Source organism: Luteococcus peritonei, from assembly GCF_039526385.1.
In the GTDB taxonomy this organism is placed as follows: Bacteria; Actinomycetota; Actinomycetes; order Propionibacteriales; family Propionibacteriaceae; genus Luteococcus; species Luteococcus peritonei.
Genome location: NZ_BAAAIX010000016.1, coordinates 160,055 through 179,962 on the forward strand (window position 1 = coordinate 160,055; position 19,908 = coordinate 179,962).

At 69.9% G+C, this 19,908-nt stretch carries 11 protein-coding genes; 6 read left to right on the plus strand and 5 right to left on the minus strand.

What is annotated here, in order from left to right; translation table 11 throughout:
- The first annotated feature begins 19 nt into the window (after positions 1-19).
- Genes ABD073_RS08035 through ABD073_RS08050 form a run of 4 tightly spaced genes read left to right on the plus strand, consistent with a single transcriptional unit; the run spans position 20 to position 9,980 of the window.
- Positions 20-3,763 (plus strand): BREX-2 system ATPase PglY family protein, encoded by a 3,744-nt coding sequence (locus ABD073_RS08035; RefSeq protein ID WP_343873501.1) that lies wholly within the window; start codon positions 20-22, stop codon positions 3,761-3,763.
- Positions 3,760-6,561: a BREX-2 system phosphatase PglZ gene (pglZ, locus tag ABD073_RS08040; RefSeq protein ID WP_343873502.1), complete on the plus strand. Its 2,802-nt coding sequence runs from the start codon at positions 3,760-3,762 to the stop codon at positions 6,559-6,561. The genes ABD073_RS08035 and pglZ overlap by 4 nt, the downstream gene beginning before the upstream one ends.
- Position 6,562: 1 nt before the next feature.
- Entirely contained in the window at positions 6,563-7,900 is a 1,338-nt protein-coding gene (gene brxD, locus ABD073_RS08045; RefSeq protein WP_343873503.1) for a BREX system ATP-binding protein BrxD, read from the plus strand.
- Position 7,901: 1 nt separating this feature from the next.
- Positions 7,902-9,980 carry a DEAD/DEAH box helicase gene (locus ABD073_RS08050; RefSeq protein WP_343873504.1) on the plus strand — a complete coding sequence of 693 codons (2,079 nt, stop codon included), beginning with the start codon at positions 7,902-7,904 and terminating at the stop codon, positions 9,978-9,980.
- Between the two features lie 695 nt (positions 9,981-10,675).
- On the opposite strand, the gene ABD073_RS08055 is transcribed toward ABD073_RS08050, so the two are convergent.
- Positions 10,676-12,562, minus strand: a complete 1,887-nt coding sequence (locus ABD073_RS08055) for a VapE domain-containing protein (RefSeq protein ID WP_343873505.1) — start codon at positions 12,560-12,562, stop codon at positions 10,676-10,678.
- A 324-nt stretch (positions 12,563-12,886) separates the two neighbouring features.
- On the opposite strand from ABD073_RS08055, the gene ABD073_RS08060 reads away from it, so the two are divergent.
- Positions 12,887-13,444: a DUF2238 domain-containing protein gene (locus tag ABD073_RS08060; RefSeq protein WP_343873506.1), complete on the plus strand. Its 558-nt coding sequence runs from the start codon at positions 12,887-12,889 to the stop codon at positions 13,442-13,444.
- A 57-nt stretch (positions 13,445-13,501) separates the two neighbouring features.
- On the opposite strand, the gene ABD073_RS08065 is transcribed toward ABD073_RS08060, so the two are convergent.
- Positions 13,502-14,065, minus strand: a complete 564-nt coding sequence (locus tag ABD073_RS08065; RefSeq protein ID WP_343873507.1) for a DinB family protein — start codon at positions 14,063-14,065, stop codon at positions 13,502-13,504.
- Between the two features lie 97 nt (positions 14,066-14,162).
- Between ABD073_RS08065 and ABD073_RS08070 the strand changes: the two genes are divergently transcribed.
- The gene (locus ABD073_RS08070) at positions 14,163-15,155 is read left to right on the plus strand and encodes a helix-turn-helix transcriptional regulator (RefSeq protein WP_343873508.1); all 993 of its coding nucleotides are present in this window, start codon (positions 14,163-14,165) and stop codon (positions 15,153-15,155) included.
- A 106-nt stretch (positions 15,156-15,261) separates the two neighbouring features.
- Here the strand turns inward: ABD073_RS08070 and ABD073_RS08075 are convergent, their stop codons facing one another.
- From ABD073_RS08075 to ABD073_RS08085, 3 genes are all read right to left on the minus strand, one after another.
- Positions 15,262-16,455: a S1 family peptidase gene (locus tag ABD073_RS08075; RefSeq protein ID WP_343873509.1), complete on the minus strand. Its 1,194-nt coding sequence runs from the start codon at positions 16,453-16,455 to the stop codon at positions 15,262-15,264.
- A 265-nt stretch (positions 16,456-16,720) separates the two neighbouring features.
- A complete protein-coding gene (locus ABD073_RS08080) occupies positions 16,721-18,403 on the minus strand; it encodes an alpha-amylase family protein (protein WP_343873510.1) in 1,683 nt (560 codons plus the stop codon).
- 53 nt (positions 18,404-18,456) lie between these two features.
- On the minus strand, positions 18,457-19,902 hold the full coding sequence (locus ABD073_RS08085) for an MFS transporter (RefSeq protein WP_343873511.1): 1,446 nt from the start codon (positions 19,900-19,902) through the stop codon (positions 18,457-18,459).
- Positions 19,903-19,908: the final 6 nt, after the last annotated feature.

A 19,908-nucleotide genomic window follows, 5' to 3' on the forward strand; every position in this document is an offset into this window, starting at 1 on the left:
CCAGCCCAAGGAGCCGGCAATGAGCACCAAGCTCAAGGACGTCATCGACATTCCCGAACGTGTCGAGGCCAACGACTACGTCCTCAAGCTCACCGACTCCGTCGGCAGCGACGCGGTGCGGCGCACCATCGACAACTACGTGGTCACCGACCAGCTGACCGAATCCTTCGACCAGGCCCTCGGGCTGGTGGGCAGCGCCATCCGGGAGCGCGAGAGCAAGGCCGCCTTCCTGGCCGGCTCCTTCGGCTCCGGCAAGAGCCACTTCATGGCCGTGCTGCACGCCATGCTGCGCCACGAACCCGCTGCCCGCGAGAAGGCCGAGCTGGCCCCGGTGATCGCCCGTCACGACGCCGACCTGGCCGGCAGGAACATCCTGCCGCTGGCCTTCCACCTGCTCGACTCCAAGAGCATGGAGGAGGCCATCTTCTCCGGCTACCTGCGTCAGATCCGCGAGCTGCACCCCACCTGCCTGCTGCCTGCGCTGCACCGCTCCGACGGCCTGCTGCGGGACGCCGCCACGCTGCGCCACCGGATGGGCGACACGGCCTTCTTCGAAGGTCTGGGCGGCTCCGCTGACCCCGACGACCCGTGGGCCGACGTGCTCGACGACTCGTGGACCGCCGAGAGCTACGACGCCGCCGTGGCCGCCGCGCCCGACAGCGAAACCCGCCAGAAGCTCGTCACCGCGCTGGTGGAGCGCTACTTCACCCAGGCCAAGGACTCCAACGACTTCATCGACCTGGAGGGCGGCCTGGCGGTCATCGCCACACACGCCAAGAGCCTTGGCCACGACGCCGTCGTCTTCTTCCTCGACGAACTCGTGCTGTGGCTGGCCTTCATGGCGCAGGAGCGGGAACGCTTCGGGCGGGAAAGCCAGAAGCTCACCAAGCTGGTGGAGAGCTCCCGAGGCCGCCGCGACATCCCGATCATCTCCTTCGTGGCGCGCCAGATGGACCTGCGCAAGTGGTTCGCCGACTCCGGCGCCAGCGGCCAGGAACAAGAACTCATCGAGCAGGGCTTCCGCTTCCAGGAGGGCCGCTTCGCCAAGATCACGCTCGGCGACGACAACCTGCCCTACGTGGCCAGCAAGCGACTGCTCGCGCCCAAGGACGCGGCCGCGCAGGCCGTGCTCGACGAGGCCTTCCGTCGCATCGACCGTGACCCGCGGGTGTGGGACGTGCTGCTCGACGGGTCCAACACCGATGACGAGCACCGCGGCGCCAGCGAGGCCACCTTCCGGATGACCTACCCCTTCTCGCCGGCGCTGGTCAGCACGCTGAAGTCGCTGGCCTCGGTGATGCAGCGGGAACGCACCGCGCTCAAGGTGATGCAGCAGATGCTGGTGGACCAGCGCGAGACCCTCACCGTCGACGACGTGATCCCGGTTGGTGACGCCTACCCCTACCTGGTGCAGGGCACCATCGGGCAGGCCATCGACGAGCAGACCGCCCGCCAGTTCCGCAATGCCGACACCCTCTACCTGGAGAAGCTGCGGCCCCAGGTGCTGCAGGCCCACAAGATGACCGAGGAGCAGTTGGCCTCCGGCGCTGAACTGCCCAAGCCGTACCAGGCCGACGACCGGCTCGCCAAGACGCTGTTGCTCAGCGCCGTCGCCCCCAAGGTGCCGGCCCTGAAGAACCTCGACGCGGGCCGCCTCGCCTCGCTGAATCACGGCTCCATCGCCTCGCCGCTGCCCGGCGCGGAGGCACCGATGGTGCTCTCCAAGGTGCGGCAGTGGGCGCAGCGCATCCCCGAGGTGCGGGTCGAAGGGGAGCGGGCTGACGCCACCATCCACGTGCAGCTCACCGACGTCGCCTACGAGACCGTCGTCGACAAGGCCAAGGGTCACGACTCGCTGGAGAACCAGCAGAGCACCGTCTCCAACCTGATCTGCGCCGAACTGGGCCTGGACCCGAGCGCCACCGACATCACCGGCGCCCTGCCCAGCACCGTGATGTGGCGCGGCACCCAGCGCCCGACGGAGATCATCTTCGGCAACGTGCGCCGCAGCGACTGGCTGCCCGACAGCTACTTCGAGCCCGCCCAGACCGGTGCCTGGCGCCTGGTGGTCGACTACCCGCTCGACGAGGGCAACTTCTCCTCCACCGAAGACCTGGCCCGGGTGGAGCGGCTCAAGGAGCAGGGCCTGCAGGCCTACACCCTGGTCTGGCTGCCCAGCTTTCTCTCCGAGAGCAAGCGCATCGAGCTGCGTCGGCTGGGCGTGCTCGACTGGCTGCTGGAGAACGACAAGCGCTGGCGCGACCACTCCGACCACCTCAGCGAGGCAGACCGGGCCTCCGCCCGCGCCATCCTCGCCGCGCAGCGCGACAGCCTGCGCGCCGGCCTGCGCGAGACCCTGAAGCAGGTATACGGCATCACCGAGGCCCAGCCGGGCGTCATCGACCCGGCCGAGCGCACCCCGCGGCTGATCAGCTCCTTTGACCCGGTCTACGCCCCCGACGGTGTCTCAGGCACCGGCTTCCAGACCGCCAAGGACTCGCTGCTGCGCGGCGCCTACGACGCCACCTACCCCGACCACCCGAAGTTCGTCCCCGAGGACGAGCCGGTGAAGACCAGCGAGCTCAACCTCGTCGCACAGCACCTGGTGCGCGCCATCGACAACCCCGACCGTCGCGTCGAGCTGGTCGGCGACAAGCGCGCCGTGCGGCGCGTGGCCAATGTGCTCAAGACCGGCCATGCCGCCGAGACCCACTTCCTGTTCGGCGACGAGCACTTCGGCGACTGGGGCACCATCATCGAGAAGGGCGTCGCGCTGGCTGGGGCCGACCGCAAGCCCGTCTCGGTGGGGGCGCTCCGCCAGATCCTGGACCGGGTGGAACCCGCCCGTGGCCTCACCGACCCGATGAAGGACCTGGTGATCATCGCCTGGGGCCTGCTGCGGCAGCGTGCCTGGTTCAAGGACGGGGCGCCGCTGACCGACCAGCAGCCGCGACCCGGGTCGCTGACGCCGGGCATGGAGCTGCGGCCGCTGGAACTGCCCGAGAAGGCCGACTGGGACCTCGCGGTGCGCCGTGCCGGGGCCATCTTCGGCATCCACGCCCAGCCCTACCTGACCCCGCCGGTGATGGCCAAGCTCGCCAACGACGTGAAGCAGAAGGCCACCCAGCTGCGACCTGCCGCCTCGTCACTGGTCACTGAACTCGGCACCGCCGGCCACCGGCTCGGCGTCGAGCCCGGCAAGCGGCTCGCGATCGCAGCCAACGCACACGAACTGGTGAAGACGCTCGCCCCGCTCGACGGGCTGATCCTGGTGCGGACGCTCGCCTCCTTCGACCTCAAGGGCACCGAGCAGGCCACCGGAACTTCGCTCGCCACCGCGGAGGCGACGGCCGCCAAGATCCGCGACCTCAACTGGGACCGGCTGATGGGCATCCTCGACAACGGACAGGCCAGGCCCACCGAGATCCGCACCACGCTGCTGGCCGCCTTCGGCAACGACGAGTTCGCCACCGCCCTTGCCCCGGCGCTGCGGCGGGCCGAGAACGATGCCATCGACTGGGCCGTGTCGGTGCAGCCGGTGGTGCCCAATCCCGAGCCCCACCCCGTCGATTCGAGGTCGAGCCCCGCTCCGATCACGGATCCCAACGTGGTGCCCCTGGTCGACGTGACGTCCACCGCCGGCGTGGATCACGTCTTCACCGCGAGCAGTGGGCAATCGCAGACGATCCTGCAGCAGCTAGAGGCCTTCCTGCGGGCCCATCCCGGCAAGGAGGTCACCGTCCGGTGGGACCTCAAGCGTTGACCGGGACCACCGGCGCCACCATCACCCCCGCGGTGATCCGCGGCGAGATCGACAAGGCCGTCAGCAAGGACTACGGCACCCGGCCCGGGGACGCCCCGGTGATGGCGCTGCGCGCCGTCCCGGAACCGTCGCTGCAGCAGGACTTCACCTACCGGGTGGCCGGGCGCGAGATCACCGTCAAGGTGCGGCCCTGCGTCTCCTCGCTGGCCGCCCTGGAAGCCCTGCAGGAACGAGGTGAAGGCACCTGGCTGGTGGTCATCACCGACCGGCCAGACGAAGACCTCGGCGCCGGGGTGCTCGCCCACTTCATCGACGCCCGGGTGCGCGGCATCGACCCCTGGCAGAGCGCCTGGCTCATCTTCGGCGCCCATGGCGTCGACCGGTCATTGGCGCACCTGCCCAATGACCGCGCCATCGCCGAAGGCCTGATCGCGCTGCACCATGCAGACGAACTGCAGGCCGACGAACTGCAGGCCGACGAACTGCCGGCTGGCGGGTCGGACGAAACAGTGGTCGCCGACTGGCCGGCCGCCCCTGCCGGAGTGCTCACCCGCGACCATGCACTGGGCGCCGTAGCTCGACGTCGTCTCGGCCTGCCCACCGGCACCATCGACGGGCTGGCCGTGGCCCGGTGGACCACCGACGAGCACGCCCTGGCTCGTATCGCCAGGCTGCGCACCGAGGGCGGCGACGCGCTCACCTCGGCCACCCTCACCTGGCTGGCCGGCCGCACCGGCCCCGCCGCACCCGTGGTCACCGCCCACCTCCGGGAGGCACACCTGGGCCGGCTGGTTCCCCTCGGACTGGTGGTGGACCTGCTGCGCAAGGTCGCGGCGCGCGACGATGCCATCCATGCGCCGGCTGCCCGCGCCGCCCTGGAACGACTGGCCACCACCACCAACCCGGAGCTGCGCACCACCAGCATCGCCGACGCGCTGGGAACCCTGTCCGCCATGGTCACCCAGGACCTGCTCGACAGCGATGCCGGACGCGCCACCGGCCATCGCATCGTGCTGCAGGCCGACGAGATCCTCACCGGGCTTGACGCTGACAATCTCGCCATCTTCTCCCCGCTGCTGCGCAGCGGCCTGCGAGCCCGCATCCGCGAGTTCAGCCGCCACCTGGCCGACCCCGACCTGACCCAGCTCGAACTGGCCTGGCTGGAGGTCACCCGGCACAGCCTGGCCCGCGGCCAGCAGCTACGCCGAGATCCCGACCTCGAGGCCTGCCACGCCTCCCTGCGGCTGGCCCGCTGGCTCGCCACCGACGACCAGCCCGTCACGACCGTGGCCCAGGGCGCCAAGCGCCAGCTCGCCGTCGACAGCTGGGTCGACTCCGCCCTGCACGACGCTGCCCACGGCACCGAGGACGTGGATGCGGCCGTCGCACTGCGAGACCTCGTGTCACGAGCCCGCGCACGCAGGGCCGCACACGACCAGCAGTTCGCCGAGGCGCTGGTGCTCTCCACCGCCAGCCAGGATGGCCTGAACGGCCCATTCCCCGGGGACGGCGATTCGGTGTTGCCGCTGGAACGCGTCGTGGAGACCGTGGTGGTGCCGCAGGCCAAGCAGCAGCCGGTGCTCTTCCTGGTGCTCGACGGGCTCAGCGGCCGCGTCGCCGCCGAGTTGCTCGACGAGCTGCTCGACCGCCCCGACGGGTGGAGCGAATACCTGCTGCCCGGCCACCAGCGCCGAGCCGCCGCCATCGCAGTACTGCCGACGCTCACCACGGTGAGCCGCACCTCGCTGCTGTGCGGGCAGCGAATGACGGGCAGCCAGACCACCGAGAAGCAGCTGCACCCGCAGCTGGTCGCCTCGCTGGGCGGCGGCCATGCCGCGATCTTCCACAAGAAGCAGCTCGACACCTCAGCCGACGGCTACCAGCTGGCCAGCGACGTGACTGAGGCCGTCCGCGACGTCAACGGCACCCCGGTGGTCACCTGCGTGCTCAACACCGTCGATGACGCCCTCGACCGCAGCGACCCGGGCGGCATGCGCTGGGCCTCCGACGACATCAAGCACCTGCGGCCCCTGCTGACTGCTGCTGCAGCGGCCGGCCGGGCCGTGATCATCACCTCCGACCACGGCCACATCGTGGAGCGTCGAGCCGGTTCGCAGTTGCCCGGCATCACCAGCGAGGGCGGTCGGGTGCGCAGCACCGAGCCGCCGGCTGGCCAAGGCGAAGTCCTGGTCGACGGGCCCCGCGTCGTCGGTGGTCCCAAGATCCTCGCCGTCTCGGAGGTGCTGCGCTACGGACCGCTCAAGGCCGGCTACCACGGCGGGGCGGCACCTGCCGAAGTGGTGGTGCCGCTCGTCCTGATGGCGCCGCTGGGGGTGCAGCTCGCCGGCTGTGCGCCCGCCGTCTCGCAGCACCCCGACTGGTGGGATGCGCCCCTCAGTATCCAGCCCAAGGCCGCCGTGGCTGCACCCGTGCCGGCGCCTGCCGAGCAGACCCTCTTCGACGAGGTCGAGCCGGTGGTCGCCCAGCCCGCGACGCTCGGAATCGGGGCGCGCGTGGTCGCCAGCCCGGTGTGGTTGGCGCAGCGCCAGATTGCGGGCCGCATCGTCATCACCGACGACCGGGTCGCTGCGCTCATCGACCGCCTGGCCGGGGTGCCCGACCAGCGGCTCCCCGCACCGGTGGTGGCCCAGACCCTGGGTGTACCGGAGCGCAGCTTCGTCGGGGCCTTTGCCCAGTTGCAGAAGCTGCTCAACGTGGAGGGCTACGCCGTGATCCGCAATGACGCTGGCAGTGTGGTGCTCGACACCGACATCCTCGCCGAACAGTTTGGGGTGTGACATGAGCGTCTCTGCTCGCCGCCGCCGCGAGGTCATCGACGCCCTGCGCCGCGGCACCGTGCCTGCGCAGGGCCTCGACCTGCTCGCCGTTGGGCTCGACCCCTTCCAGACCGCCCTCGACGAGGAGATCACCACCGTCGCCGCCGGCGGTTCGGTCTTCAAGGCGATCCGCGGGGAGTACGGCACCGGAAAGACCTTCTTCACCCGCCACCTGGCCGAGAAGGCCCTGGCCAAGGGATTCGCCACCGCCGAGGTCCAGATCAGCGAGACCGAGACCCCGCTGCACAAGCTGGAGACGGTCTACCGTCGCATCACCGAGTCGCTGCGCACCGCCTCCATGCCGCCCAGCGCCTTCCGCGGTGTGCTCGACGCCTGGCTGTTCGCTCTCGAGCAGGAGGCCGCCCAGACCAGCGGCAGCGATGACGAGGACATCATCGACGCCGCCGTGAACCGCATCCTTGAAGAGCGGCTGGCGGCCGTATCCACGCGCACCCCCGCCTTCGCCCAGGCCTTGCGCGGCTACCGTGAAGCCGTGGTGGCCGGTGACCTCGCCACCGCCGACGGACTCGCCGCCTGGCTCGGCGGGCAGCCCTCGGTGGCGGCCAGCGCCAAGCGCAGCGCCGGCATCAAGGGCAACCTCGACCATTTCGGCGCCATGAGCTTCCTGCAGGGACTGCTGCTGGTGCTCCGCGACGCCGGGCACCCCGGCCTGCTGGTGGTGCTCGACGAGGTGGAGACCCTGCAGCGGATTCGCGGCGACGTGCGCGACAAGGCACTGAACGCATTGCGCCAGCTCATCGACGAGGTGGACTCCGGCCGCTACCCGGGGCTGTACCTGGTGCTGACCGGCACCCCAGCCTTCTTCGAGGGGCCGTCCGGCGTGCAGCGGCTCGCCCCGCTGGCCCAGCGACTGGCCACCGACTTCTCCACCGACGCCCGGTTCGACAATCCGCGCGCCATCCAGATCCGGCTCGGCGGCTTCACCCAGGCCAAGCTGGTCGAGGTGGGCATGAAGGTGGTCGAGCTCTTCGCCGACGGTGCCGGCGACCCGGAGCGGGTGCGCCGGGTGGTCGACCAGGCCTATGTGGCAGACCTCGCCGCTGCCACTGGCGGCAGGCTGGGTGGGCAGGTGGGCGTCGCGCCCCGCATCTTCATCAAGAAGCTGGTGGGCGAGGTGCTCGACCGCGTCGACCAGTTCCCCGACTTCGACCCCCGCCGCGACTACGCCCTCACCGTGCGCACCGACGAACTCACCGACGCCGAACGAGCCGCCATGGGCTCGCTTCCGCCGGCCCCGGCCACCAGCGTCGACGACATCGACCTGACGCTGGACGAGTGAGGTGGGCGGCTTCGAGCGGCTGACGCCGTCGCTGCAGCACCACATCGTCAACGACCTCGGCTGGCCCTCGCTGCGGCCCCTGCAGGAGCAGGCGATCGAGCCGCTGTTGGCAGGCCACGATGCACTGCTGCTGGCACCCACCGCAGGCGGCAAGACCGAGGCTGCGTTGTTCCCGCTGCTGACGCGGATGACCACCCAGAACTGGCAGGGCACCTCGGTGCTCTACATCACCCCGCTCAAGGCGCTGGTGAACAACATCCAGTTGCGCGCCGAGCGCTACACCGCCTGGCTGGGACGCACCTCGGCAGTGCGCCACGGCGACACGACAGCTGGGCAGCGCAAGCGCATGCTGCTCGACCACCCCGATGTGCTGCTCACCACGCCCGAATCAATCGAGGCAATGCTCATCTCGACCACGACTGACCCGCGGGCCATCTTCGCTGGGGTTCAGGCCGTCGTCATCGACGAGATCCACGCCTTCGCCGGAGACGACCGGGGATGGCACCTGCTCGGCGTGCTCCAACGACTGGAAGACCTGGTCGGGCACCCGCTGCAGCGCATCGGCCTGTCCGCCACGGTGGGCAATGCGGACTGGCTGCTCGGCTGGCTGCAGGGCAACAATCGCGCCAAGGGCATTCCCGGGGTCCTCGTCAATCCGACCGTCGCGGTGAGCGGCCCGGAACCCGACGTGCAGCTCGACTTCGTGGGCAGCCTCGCCAACGCAGCGAAGGTGATCGCCGGCCTGCACCACGGCGAGAAGCGGCTCGTCTTCTGCGAGTCCCGGCGCCAGGTGGAGGAGCTGGCCGAGCGACTGGGCGGGCTCGGCGTCACCACCTTCGTGTCCCACTCGTCAGTGTCCCAGGAGGACCGGCGACGTGCCGAGGAAGCCTTCGCCCAGGAGCGCGACTGCGTCATCGTTGCCACCTCCACGCTGGAGCTCGGCATCGACGTCGGCGACCTCGACCGCGTCGTCCAGGTCGGCTCCACTCGCACCGTGGCCTCACTTCTGCAACGGCTGGGCCGCACCGGACGACGCCCTGGCACCGTCCGCAACATGCTGGTGTTGGGCATCAAGGACGACGACTTCCTGCGCGCCGCCGGCATCGCCTTGCTGTGGGGCGAGGGCTACGTCGAGCCCCTGGTGCCGCCGCCTGAACCGCTGCACATCATCGCGCAACAGGCACTGGGCATCACCATCCAGCAGGGGACGTTGGGCCAGGCTGAGCTGGTGGCGCGACTGCGCGGGTTGGGCTGGGTGGACGGCGCCCTGGTGGAGCGGATCGTGCAGGGCCTCGAAGAGCTGGGCCACCTCGACCGCGACGGCCACCTGCTGTTCATCGGGCCGACGGCGGAACGGCGCTACGGCAGGACCTACTTCCGCGACCTGATGGCCGTGTTCACCGCTCCGCCCCAGTTCCTGGTGCTGCACGGGCGCGCCGACATCGGCTTCCTCGACCCCTTGACGCTGCTGCGGAAGGTGGACGGACCGCGGTTCATCACGCTGGGCGGACGACCGTGGCGGGTGACGCACATCGACTGGTCGCGTCGCCGCTGCTGCGTGGAGCCGGCCGACCACGGGGGAGTGGTGCGCTGGCAGAACTCCCTCCCGATGGACTCGCTCGAGCTGTGCGAGGCCATGCGGCGTGTCCTGCTGGGAGCCGATCCTGCGGGGGTGCGCCAGTCCCAACGCGCGGCGGCGGCGCTGGCACGGCTACGCGACGAGCGCGCCGAGGAGGTGGACGCCCACTCGACGCGCGTCGTGCAGCGCGAGGCCGATGCGCGCTGGTGGAACTGGGCCGGGGGCCGGCGCAACATGGTCCTCGCCACCGCCTTGGGCCGAGTCAACCCCGGCTTGATGGACGGCAAGGTCACCTTCGGCGACGCCTGGATCGGCCTGCGTGCCGGAACGACGCTGGGCATGGTGCAGGAGGCCCTGGTGCTGGCACGCCTCGAATACGGTGCCGAGTTCGAGGACATGCCGCTCGATATCGACGACGATGCGATCGCCGGCCTCAAGTTCTCCGAGCTCCTGCCAGATGTTCTCGCTCGGTGGGAGCTGGACCGCCGTCTCCGTGGTTGACGCGTGGCCGAGCTGTGTCCCACGTTCCCTATTTGGGCCACTGCCGGGCCATCTGCTGACCGTTCGCCAGGCCGAGCAGGCCGAGAGTAGCTGCCTCCAGGTACGTGCACCTGCTATGGCGCCAGGCAGGCGTTAGCACGCGATGCCCCACACGATTAACGCCATCGACCAGGCCCGATCGGTCCGAACTGTCGACTATGGTCGGCTGGCCGGTCCTTCTGTAGTCCGTCCCGCCCGCCGGGGAGGACTGCCTGCCGGCGGGCGGGGTGACGGCGCCGTTGCTCGGGGGTGTCCCACAGGCCCACCGGGTGGGCCACCCGCGGATTCTTTTACCTTCAACGGATTCAGCCAACGCGGTGGCCCTGGTGGCCCTGATTTTCCATTGTTCCCAGCTACGCTCACCTACGTCCCCTCACGTCGCCTGCTAGTAGAAGCTCCTCTATAGGAGATCCAGAGCCACCAGGGCCACCGGGTGGCGCTTTTCGTTGTGTACAAGGGCATCGAGCGGTGGCCCTGGGCCTAGCGGAAGGGGCACCGGAGGGCCACCAGGGCCACCGGGTGCCCAGGCCGTATCTCGCGTACGGGGGCTCATAGCCTGGGCTACGTGCACCGCACCTAGTCAGAGTCCTGTTATGTTCGCCGGTCTTCGAGCATGAAGAAGCCCCCGCCTGAGATCGCAGACGGGGGCTGGTGGGTCAGTCGACGCGCTCCCAGACCGTCTTGTGCTTCACGTTCCCGATCTTGGCCGGAGCGCCCAGGCGGCGGTAGTCGTTACGGCGGTTCATCGCGTTGGTGATCTTCGTCTGGGTGGCCTTGTCACGCACCAGGTTGACATCACGCAGCTCCGGGACCTCCCGCACCAGGATGGCCGGGGCCAGACGCCCGGTCTCCTCCTCGTCAGCGTCAGCCAGCCACCGGTCGATTGCGTCGCCGACGGGGTCGAACATGTTGACCAGCCGCACCTGGTCGGCCTGGGCCTCGAAGCTGCTGGAGTAGTCCATCCGCTCGCCGCGCCTGTAGCGGTCCCGGGCCTCGGCCAGGAGCAGGTCCATGAAGTCGCGGGTGAGGCGGTCAGGGCTGATTGGTGCGGTGACCTCCAGGGGCCAGTAGCGGCGGGCTCCGTCGGTCTCCATGAGGAACTGGGCGTCGTTGGTGGTGCCCGCCACCACAAACTGCCGGAGGTGCCGGTGGTCCATCCTGCCGTAGGGCGCTCGCCAGGTGTCCTCGCGTCCCGTCAGGAAGGCCTTCAGGGCGGCCACGTCGGCCTTGCGGGTGATGCGGTCCATCTCGTCCAGCATCACGATGGCGGCCCGGTGAGCGCGCGCTAGTGCGTCCTTCTGCTGGCCGGTGTCCGGGACGGCGTCCAGCTCGGCCAGCATGCCGTCCGGCGCGAGCGCGCGGAACCAGGACGACTTGCGCACGCCCGGCACGCCCCACAGCACCAGCATGCTGTCGACCTGGCAGCCGGGCCGGTAGGCCCTGTCCATCATCGCCAGGAAGAAGTTCAGCAGCACCTGGCGGCTGTAGGGGGTGTCCGCCACGCTGTCGATGCACGTCGGGATCCGCTCGACGCCATCCCAGGCCGGGAGCGCGTCCAGGTGGTCCCGCCACGGGCTGTAGGAGTTGTCGCCCGCCCGACGCACGACGGCGTCCGTGCACTCCTCCTTGGTCAGCGCCCTGGTGCCGGGGCCGAAGTAGCCCTTCAGCTTGTCCTGGACGCGCACCAGGTCAGCGTCGGTCACCTCGGGTGAGAGCCCGGCGGCGCTGCTGGAGGATCGCCACGGGGGCAGGTGCCGCCAGCTTAGGAAGCCGCCCATGGTGTTGGTCGCCAGGTGCTGCACGACGTCGTCGTGCTCCATGACGGAGGCCAGGTTTCCGGTGGTGCGCTCCAGGAAGCCCTTGTCGTTGCGGGCCAGCTGCGCCAGCCAGTCCTGGTCTTCCTGCTCGTCCTGGGGGCGCTTCTTGCCGTCGGCCAGGGCCTCGACGTCCACACGCTTGCCGTAGCCCGTCAGCGGGTCGGTGAACTCCCAGGCGACGGCGTGTGGGAGCTTGGCCAGCCACTTGTCCGGGACTGCGTCGCGCATCTCCTGGGGGACGACGTCCTCGAAGATCTCCCTGGCCTCCTCCTCGGAGTAGGGCTCGAACTCCTGGCCGTCCTTCGTGGTGGGGGTCAGCGTCAGGCCGCCGATCTTCAGCGCGGCGATGGCCACCAGCATGTCCCAGCCGTAGCCACGCGCGTCCCGCTCACCGACGGCCATCTGGGCGTGCTGGGCGTACTCCTCGCGCATCTCCTCCAGGCGCCTGTCGACCCGCGACTGGGGCACGGGCTCGCCCTCCTCTCCGGTCACCTCGTAGTCGCGGCTCGGGCCATGCTCGCGCGCCTTGTCGCGGATCTCCTGGGGCATGTTCGCCAGGGTCCCGGCGACGTCCAGCGGGCGTGTCCCCCCGTGGCGCACCTGGTACTGGTCGCCCTTTTGGCGGGCCGGGAGCACCCACAGGTGGCCTTCCTCCAGGCTGGCCTTGTCGACGCACCCACCGTCCTGCTGAAGCTGCAGTCCCAGCTGGTCGACGAGCCACAGCACCAGGCAGCCGCACTGCCCGCCCTGTGAATGATCATCTCAGGGTGGATCCTGGTTGGTGCTCGAACGGATTGGCCGATGGGTCCGGGCGATGCCAGACGCTCACCCGGTGCCTGGCTCGAACAGAGCCCTGTCCCCGGATAGCCCCGGGCCCGAGCCGATGCGCGAGGCTCCGGCGAACCGGCCGGCGAGGACCCCGGCCTTGAACGGACCCATGGCCTCGAACGATGTGAACAGCGCCATGCCGAGCCCCGCCTGTGCTTGGATCACCGGATGGATGGCAACAGCTCGCAGCTCCTCGCGACCCGGTGTCGCCGTTGGTGCGCGGTGGTCCTCGTGCTCACCCTGGGGCAGCTGGTGCTGGCTCCCTTGTCACCGTGGTGGTCGAACTTCGCGGGCAAGGCCTTCGCGGCCCGGCTGGTCGCCTATCCGGTGATGATGCTGGCCCTGCCGCTGGTGCGCCGGCTGCGGTACCCGTGGGCCGGGGATGCGCTCGGCTGGCGGGCCTCGGCCTTCGTCATGGCGCCCTTCCTGGTGGACGTGACGGGCAACAGCCTGGATCTCTACGACCGCGTCGTCTGGTGGGACGACCTGTGCCACTTCCTGAACTGGTTCCTGCTGATGTCAGGCCTCGGCCTGCTGCTCGACCCGCGACGCCTGGCGCCGCGACTGGTACGCTTCCTGGCCATCACCGGGCTCGGGGCGATGCTCGCGATCGTCTGGGAACTGGGGGAGTGGGCCAGCTTCATTCGCTTCGGCACCGAACTCACGACGGCCTACACCGACACCCTGGGTGACCTGTGCCTCGGAACCTGCGGCGCCGCCCTCGCGGGCTGGCTGATCGTGCGCGACTCAAGCGATCTCAGCGCGGCTGACGCTGGGTGAGGCCACGCGGGCAGACGGCCGGTGCTGCCGTGCCTCGCACCGGCCGCTTGGCGGCTGTCAGTTCGAGGGCTCCCAGGGGGTCACGAACTGGTTGGCGGGGCGCCCTTCGATGGTGGCCATCAGCGAGGCCGCATCGGCACCGTCGATCTGCTCGCGGATGATGTCGGCATGCCCGGCATGACGGGCGAACTCCTCGATGTGGTGCACGTACAGGTAGCGCAGGTGCGCCGGCTGCGGCTCGTCGAGCCCGTACCAGGGCATCGGGCCCACGGGAAGCACCGCGTCCAGCTCCCCGCCGCGGCACATCTCCAGATACTCCTCGCGCACCTCGTCGAAGCGCTGCAGCAGGGCCTCCAGGGTCTCGGCCTCGGTGGGCTCGAAGCTGGCGTAGAAGTCCTGGTCAGCCTCCTCTGCCTTCCGCAGGCCAGCCCCCACGAGCGATTGCAGCATCGCGTAGGTGACGTGCTTGAGGATGCCGGACAGGCTCAGCGCGCTGCGCAGCGGCCGCAGCCGGGCCTGCTCGTCGCTCAGGCCGTGGACAGTGCCGCGCACACCGTCGAGCTGCGCGGCCAGCGAGCTGCACAGCGTCTCACGCTCGTCGTGGATCTCGGGCAGGTACATGTCGGTCTCCTTGGTCGGGCCCGTGCCGGGCGTCGTGGAACCACAGAACCAAGCCATCCGGACAGAATGTGTCCGCTGCCTGCGCCAGACTGGGCTCATGTCCCGGACCACCCACCGAGTGCTGCGCCTGCTGGCGCTGCTGGAGTCTCGCAGGTGCTGGCAGGGCCACGAATTGGCCGATCGGCTCGAGGTCACCGAACGCACGGTGCGGCGCGACGTGACCCGGCTACGGGAGATCGGCTACCCGGTGGAGGCGGATCGTGGTCTGGACGGCGGCTACCGGCTGGGAGCCGGACGACGTCTGCCGCCGCTGATGCTGGACGACGACGAGGCGGTGGCTCTGGTGGCCTGCCTGCGAATGGCCGCCCTGCAGGGACAGGACGCCATGGGGGAGGCGGCGCTGCGGGCGCTGGCCAAGCTCGACCAGGTGCTCCCGCCGCGGCTCCGCGCCCTGGCCACGGCGCTCGACGAGGCCACCGGCAGCCTGCCGCGCACCCGCCCCGCTGTGGACTGGCAGGTGCTCTCCGCGCTGGCCACGGCCCGTCGTGACCAGCACGTGGTGCGCTTCCGCTACACCAAGCCCGACGGCTCGCAGTCGCTGCGTGAGGTCGAGCCGGCCCGGCTGCTCACCCAGGGCGAGCACTGGTATCTGCAGGCGCACGACCGGGACCGCGACCAGTGGCGCGTCTTCCGTGTGGACCGGATCGACCAGCTGCAGACCACCACCTGGCGCTGCGCCGTGCGCGTGCCACCGCCACCGGGCTTCGACTGCCCGTTGTCCTCGCGCTACCCGTGCGTGGTGGCCGTCGAGCTCGCCGTCGACGCGGACCGGGCGGCCGCGCGCATCCCCGCCGCCCACCGCGAGGGCCTGGAGCCCACGTCCGCGGGCTGCCGGATGCGGGTCGGGGGAGCCGACTGGGACACTCTGGCCTGGCACCTGATGTGGGTGGCGCGAGACCTCGGCGTGCCCTTGGTGCTGACCGACGACGAGCCCACAGACCAGCTGCGCCGATCCCTGGACGCCGTGGCCGAGCAGGCGCGGCAGGCCTCTGCTTCCCCGGGGAGGGGATCCGGGCAGCCCGCCCACTGACGCCGGGCCACCCCGTCGGGCCGAGGCGGCGACGAAGGGGTTCCGGCCGTCAGCCGGAACCCCTCGTCGTGCTCGGATGGTCAGCGGGCTGGAGCCGCCGCGGGCATCAGTTGGCCAGGATCAGCTTCACCCCGTAGTAGTTGGCGGCGTCCACCACGGGCTGGACGTAGGAGGTGCCGCTGGAGGTGTAACCGGTGTTGTAGCCGCCGCAGCTCTGCTGGGTCGGGCCGCCGGAGGTCATGCCCTGGGCCAGGTCGCCGACACCGATGTAGGCGCCGCCGGAGTCGCCCTGCTCGGTGCACACGGTGGTGGTCATCAGGCCGCTGGCGGTGGTGCCGTTGCCGTAGTTGACGCTGGTGCCGTAGCCCTTGATGGAGCCGCAGGTCCAGCCGGTGGTGCGCCCGGACTTGCACAGCTGGGTGCCCACGGCGTTCTTGCTCATGCCCTTGACGGCGTAGTAGCCGTCGAAGCCCCGCGAGTCCACCCAGCCGTAGGGGGTGTCGTCGGCGTCGATGTCCACCAGGCCCATGTCGATGCTGGCCTGGCCGGTGTGGAAGCGGGTGTGCAGGATGCTGCCGACGTGGACGCCCTCGGAATTGGTGACCTGCAGGCTGGTGTTCTCGATGCAGTGGCCGGCGGTGAGCATGACGGTGTTGCCATTGGACTGGGTGCCCATGAAGCCGTTCGAACAGGCCGACATCCGGTTGCTGCCGTCGTTGAGGGGCATGATCATGTCCTGGCCGGCCAGCACGTCGGCCTGGACGCTGTTCTGGCGCCCGGACACGACGCTGACCTCGGCGTCGGCCTTCAGGGAGCGGGCCAGGGAGGAGGGGGCCTGGTCGGTGAGGGTCACCTGGACCTTGCCGGTGGTGATGTCGGGCATCACGGAGGCGACGTAGGCCTTGCCGCGGTGGGCGGTGGCGATCCGGTCGGCCTTCTTCTGCAGCGCGGCGGCGCCATGGCCGATGCGCACGCCGAGCCCGGCCTGGCGCACGGTGGCGGCGTGCTTGCCGTTGGGCAGCACGGCCACGAGCTGGTTGTCGGCGTCGAGGTAGGAGCCGTCGACGGTGATGCCGGAGGCCTGGAGCTTGTCGAGGGTGGCCTGCTGGCTGGCCTGGCGGGCCAGGTGCTGCTTGGCCTGGGCCTCGGTGAGGTGGCGGGTGGCCATGGCGTAACCGACCATCGCCTCCTCGTAGGTGCTGGGGTTGCGGTAGTCGGCATCGGCGTGGGCCGGGCTTGCGCCAAGCACGGGCAGGGCAACCAGGCCAAGGATGGCGGTGGTCACGATGGACTTGTTCATGTCTTCCTCCACAGGAGTTCGGGGGTGTCCCGTGGCCCACGTCCGCGGGCCGTGGCCAGTGGAACCGAGCCGGGCAGGCCCCCGCAACAGGCGCGGGAATGCCTGTGTGGCTGGGTAGAGCGTTCAAGCCGGTGCCCACTAGGCGAACTGAACCGAAATCAGTTGAACGTTCCACGCAGACAGTCGTTAAGAGGGCCCGCCGGATGGCATTCAGTTGCCATCACGTCCACTCCTAAACAGCACCCGGGGCCGTCGTCAGCCCGGCTCAGCCGATCCGGTCGTCGCCCTCGCGGTGCACCCGGAACCAGTGATGGTCGTAGCCCGCCACCTCCAGGTCCAGGACATCGACATCCGCGACGATGCAGCGATCCGAGAGCAGGTCCACCAGGCTCAGGATCGCGGGACGACCGCTGGCCGTCGGCTCCAGGTCGAGCCGCACCGTGGTGGCCTCGGGGGAGAAGTTGTGCACCGCCACCAGGCTCCAGTCGTCCACCTGCACGGCATGGGCCAGCACGTGGTTGTCGGAGCAGCGCAGTTCGGTGTAGTCCCCGAAGCCCACCTCCGGTGACTGGCGGCGCACGCGCACCAGCTTGCGGATGAAGCGCCACAGCGAGTCAGGGTCGCGCCGCTGGGAGGCGACGTTGACGTGCTCGGGCCCGTAGCCGCCGCCGGGCAGCGGGCGCACCAGTCGCGAGGGCCTGGCGGTGGAGAAGCCGCCCAGTGGCTCGTCATTCCACTGCATCGGGGTGCGCACCGCATAGCGACCCTCGACGTCGAGGTTCTCGCCCATCCCGATCTCCTCCCCGTAGAACAGCGTGGGGGTGCCGGGCAGGCTGAACATCAGCGAGTAGGCCATCTTGATACGGCGTGGGTCGCCCTGAAGCATGGTGGGAAGCCGTCGGCGCAGGCCGCGCTCGTAGATCTGCATGTCCGGGTCCGGGCCGAAGGCCTGGAAGACCTCCTGGCGCTCGCTCTCGGTGAGCTTGTCCAGGGTGAGCTCGTCGTGGTTGCGCACGAAGTTCGCGTACTGGCTCACCACGTCGGTCTCGGGGCGTCGACGCAGCGCCTTGGCCAGCGGCCGGGCGTCCTGGCGGGCGAGCGAGAGCCAGAAGGCCTGCATCCCGATGAAGTCGAACTGCATCGTCAGCTCGTCACCGTCGCTGCCGCCGAAGAACTTCTTCTGCTCCGCGAAGGGCACGTTCACCTCGCCCAGCAGCACGATGTCGGCACCCTTGCGCTGGCAGAAGGACCGCAGGTGGCGCAACGCCTCGTGCGGGTCGTACTGGAACCTCGACTCCTCGGCGGGCAGGTCGTCGCGGGAGAACATGAAGGGCACCGCGTCCACCCGGAAACCGGAGACGCCCAGCTGCAGCCAGAAGCCCATCACCTTGGTGATCTCCTCGCGCACCACCGGGTTGGCGACGTTCAGGTCCGGCTGCTGGCGGTAGAAGTTGTGCAGGTAGTACTCGCCGGTTCGCTCGTCGAGCTCCCACAGGCTGTCCTCCACGTCGGGGAAGACGACCGCCTCGGAGGTGTCCGGTGGCGTCGAGGAACGCCAGACGTAGTGGTCGCGGTAGGGGTTGTCGACGCTCTTGCGCGACTCCTTGAACCAGGGGTGCTGGTCCGAGGTGTGGTTCATGACGAAGTCGATGATCACCCGGATGCCGCGTGACTGCGCGGTCTGCACCAGCTCCACGAAGTCACCCAGGTTGCCGTAGCGCGGGTCGACGCCATAGAAGTCGGTGACGTCGTAGCCGTCGTCCACCCCGCCGGAGGGATAGAAGGGCATCAGCCACAGCACAGTGACACCCAGGTCTGCCAGGTAGTCGATGCGGCGTGTCATGCCCGGGAGGTCGCCCGTCCCGTCACCGTCGGTGTCCAGGAAGGCCTGGACCGGGGCGCAGTAGAAGACGCCGTTCTTCCACCACAGGTCTGCTGTCTGGCTCATCCGCATGGCCTCCAACCTTTCGGGCCGAGCGGTGCCTGGTCAAGGGTGGGGCATCAGGCCCGACGGATGCGGTGCTCCCGCTCGTCGTGGACCGCGATGGCCATGGCTGCCAGGACACAGACCACGATGCCCGCGAAGGCCCCGGCGAAGGCCAGGTTCCAGCCCAGCCCGCCGCCGACCATGCCGAACAGGATGCCGGTGATCATGGCATTGCCCAGCGCCGCACCGATCCGCTCCACGGTCTGCTTGATGCCGCCCGCGGTGCCACCATGACGGGGCGGCACGTCCTCCATGCTCAGCGTCTGGTTCGCCGATCCGATGGCACCCATGCCGAAGCCGTTCAGGGTCAGGGTGGCCGCCAGCCACCACCACGAGAGCCCGCCCAGGATCACCGCGATGCTGAGCGCGGTGCCCAGCGCCATCAGCCCCAGCATCCAGACCACCAGGCGGCGCCCGGCGGTCATCACGTACTTCACCGACCAGACCGCGGAGAAGGCGCTGGCCACGGCATTGGGCAGGCCCATCAGCCCGGCCTGCAGCGCCGGCACGTGGAGGCCGGACTGCACGTAGACGGCCGCCACGGCGAAGGTGCTGGCCACGCCCAGGAACATCACGCCCGAGACCAGCATCCCGTTGCGGAAGGAGTGGAAGTCGAACAGCCGCAGGTCGACCATCGGCTCACGGCCACCGTCCAGGTAGCGGCGCTCCCAGCGCACCCACGCCCACAGCAGCACCGGCGCGACCGGCAGCAGGGCCCAGGCCCACGCGGCATGCGCCATGAAGGGGTACATCAGGCACAGGATGGCGACGGTCAGCAGCACCATGCCCATCGGGTCCAGGTCCAGCCGGGCCGAGGGCTGATCCGCCGGGCGGGAGCGGCGGCGTCGCTCGGTCTCGAAGGGGAACCAGGCCAGGCCCAGCACGATGCCCAGCACGCCCAGCGGCAGGTTGATCAGGAAGGCCCAGCGCCAGCCCCACTCCGGGCCCAGCCAGCCGATGATGGCACCGGTGAGCACCGGCCCCACCGCCACCGAGGCGGAGATCACCAGGCCGAACATGGAGAAGGCCCGCGCCCGGCCGCGGCCCTGGAAGTACTGGGTGATCATGCCGGTCACCTGGGGGCTGAACAGACCGGCGCCCAGGCCCTGCACGATCCGGCCCGCATTCAGCAGCAGCGGGCTGGGGGCCAGCGCGCAGGCGATCGAGGCCAGCACGAACAGCGCCAGCCCCACCAGGAACCAGGTGCCGCGCCCCATCAGGTCACCCAGCCGGCCGGCCGGGGTCAGCGCGACGCCGAAGCTCAACGCATAGCCCGACAGGATCCACTGCACGTCCCCGGAGCTGGCCTCCAGGCCCTGCTCGATGGTGGGCAGGGCGACGTTCACCGAGCTGAGCGCCATCAGGGACATCGCCAGCGGCAGCAGCAGCACGAAGAGCACCTTGAGGCGGTTGAAGGTGCGCTCGGTGCCCTCGACGCGGATCAGGTTGGGCTCGCTCACCTGCCT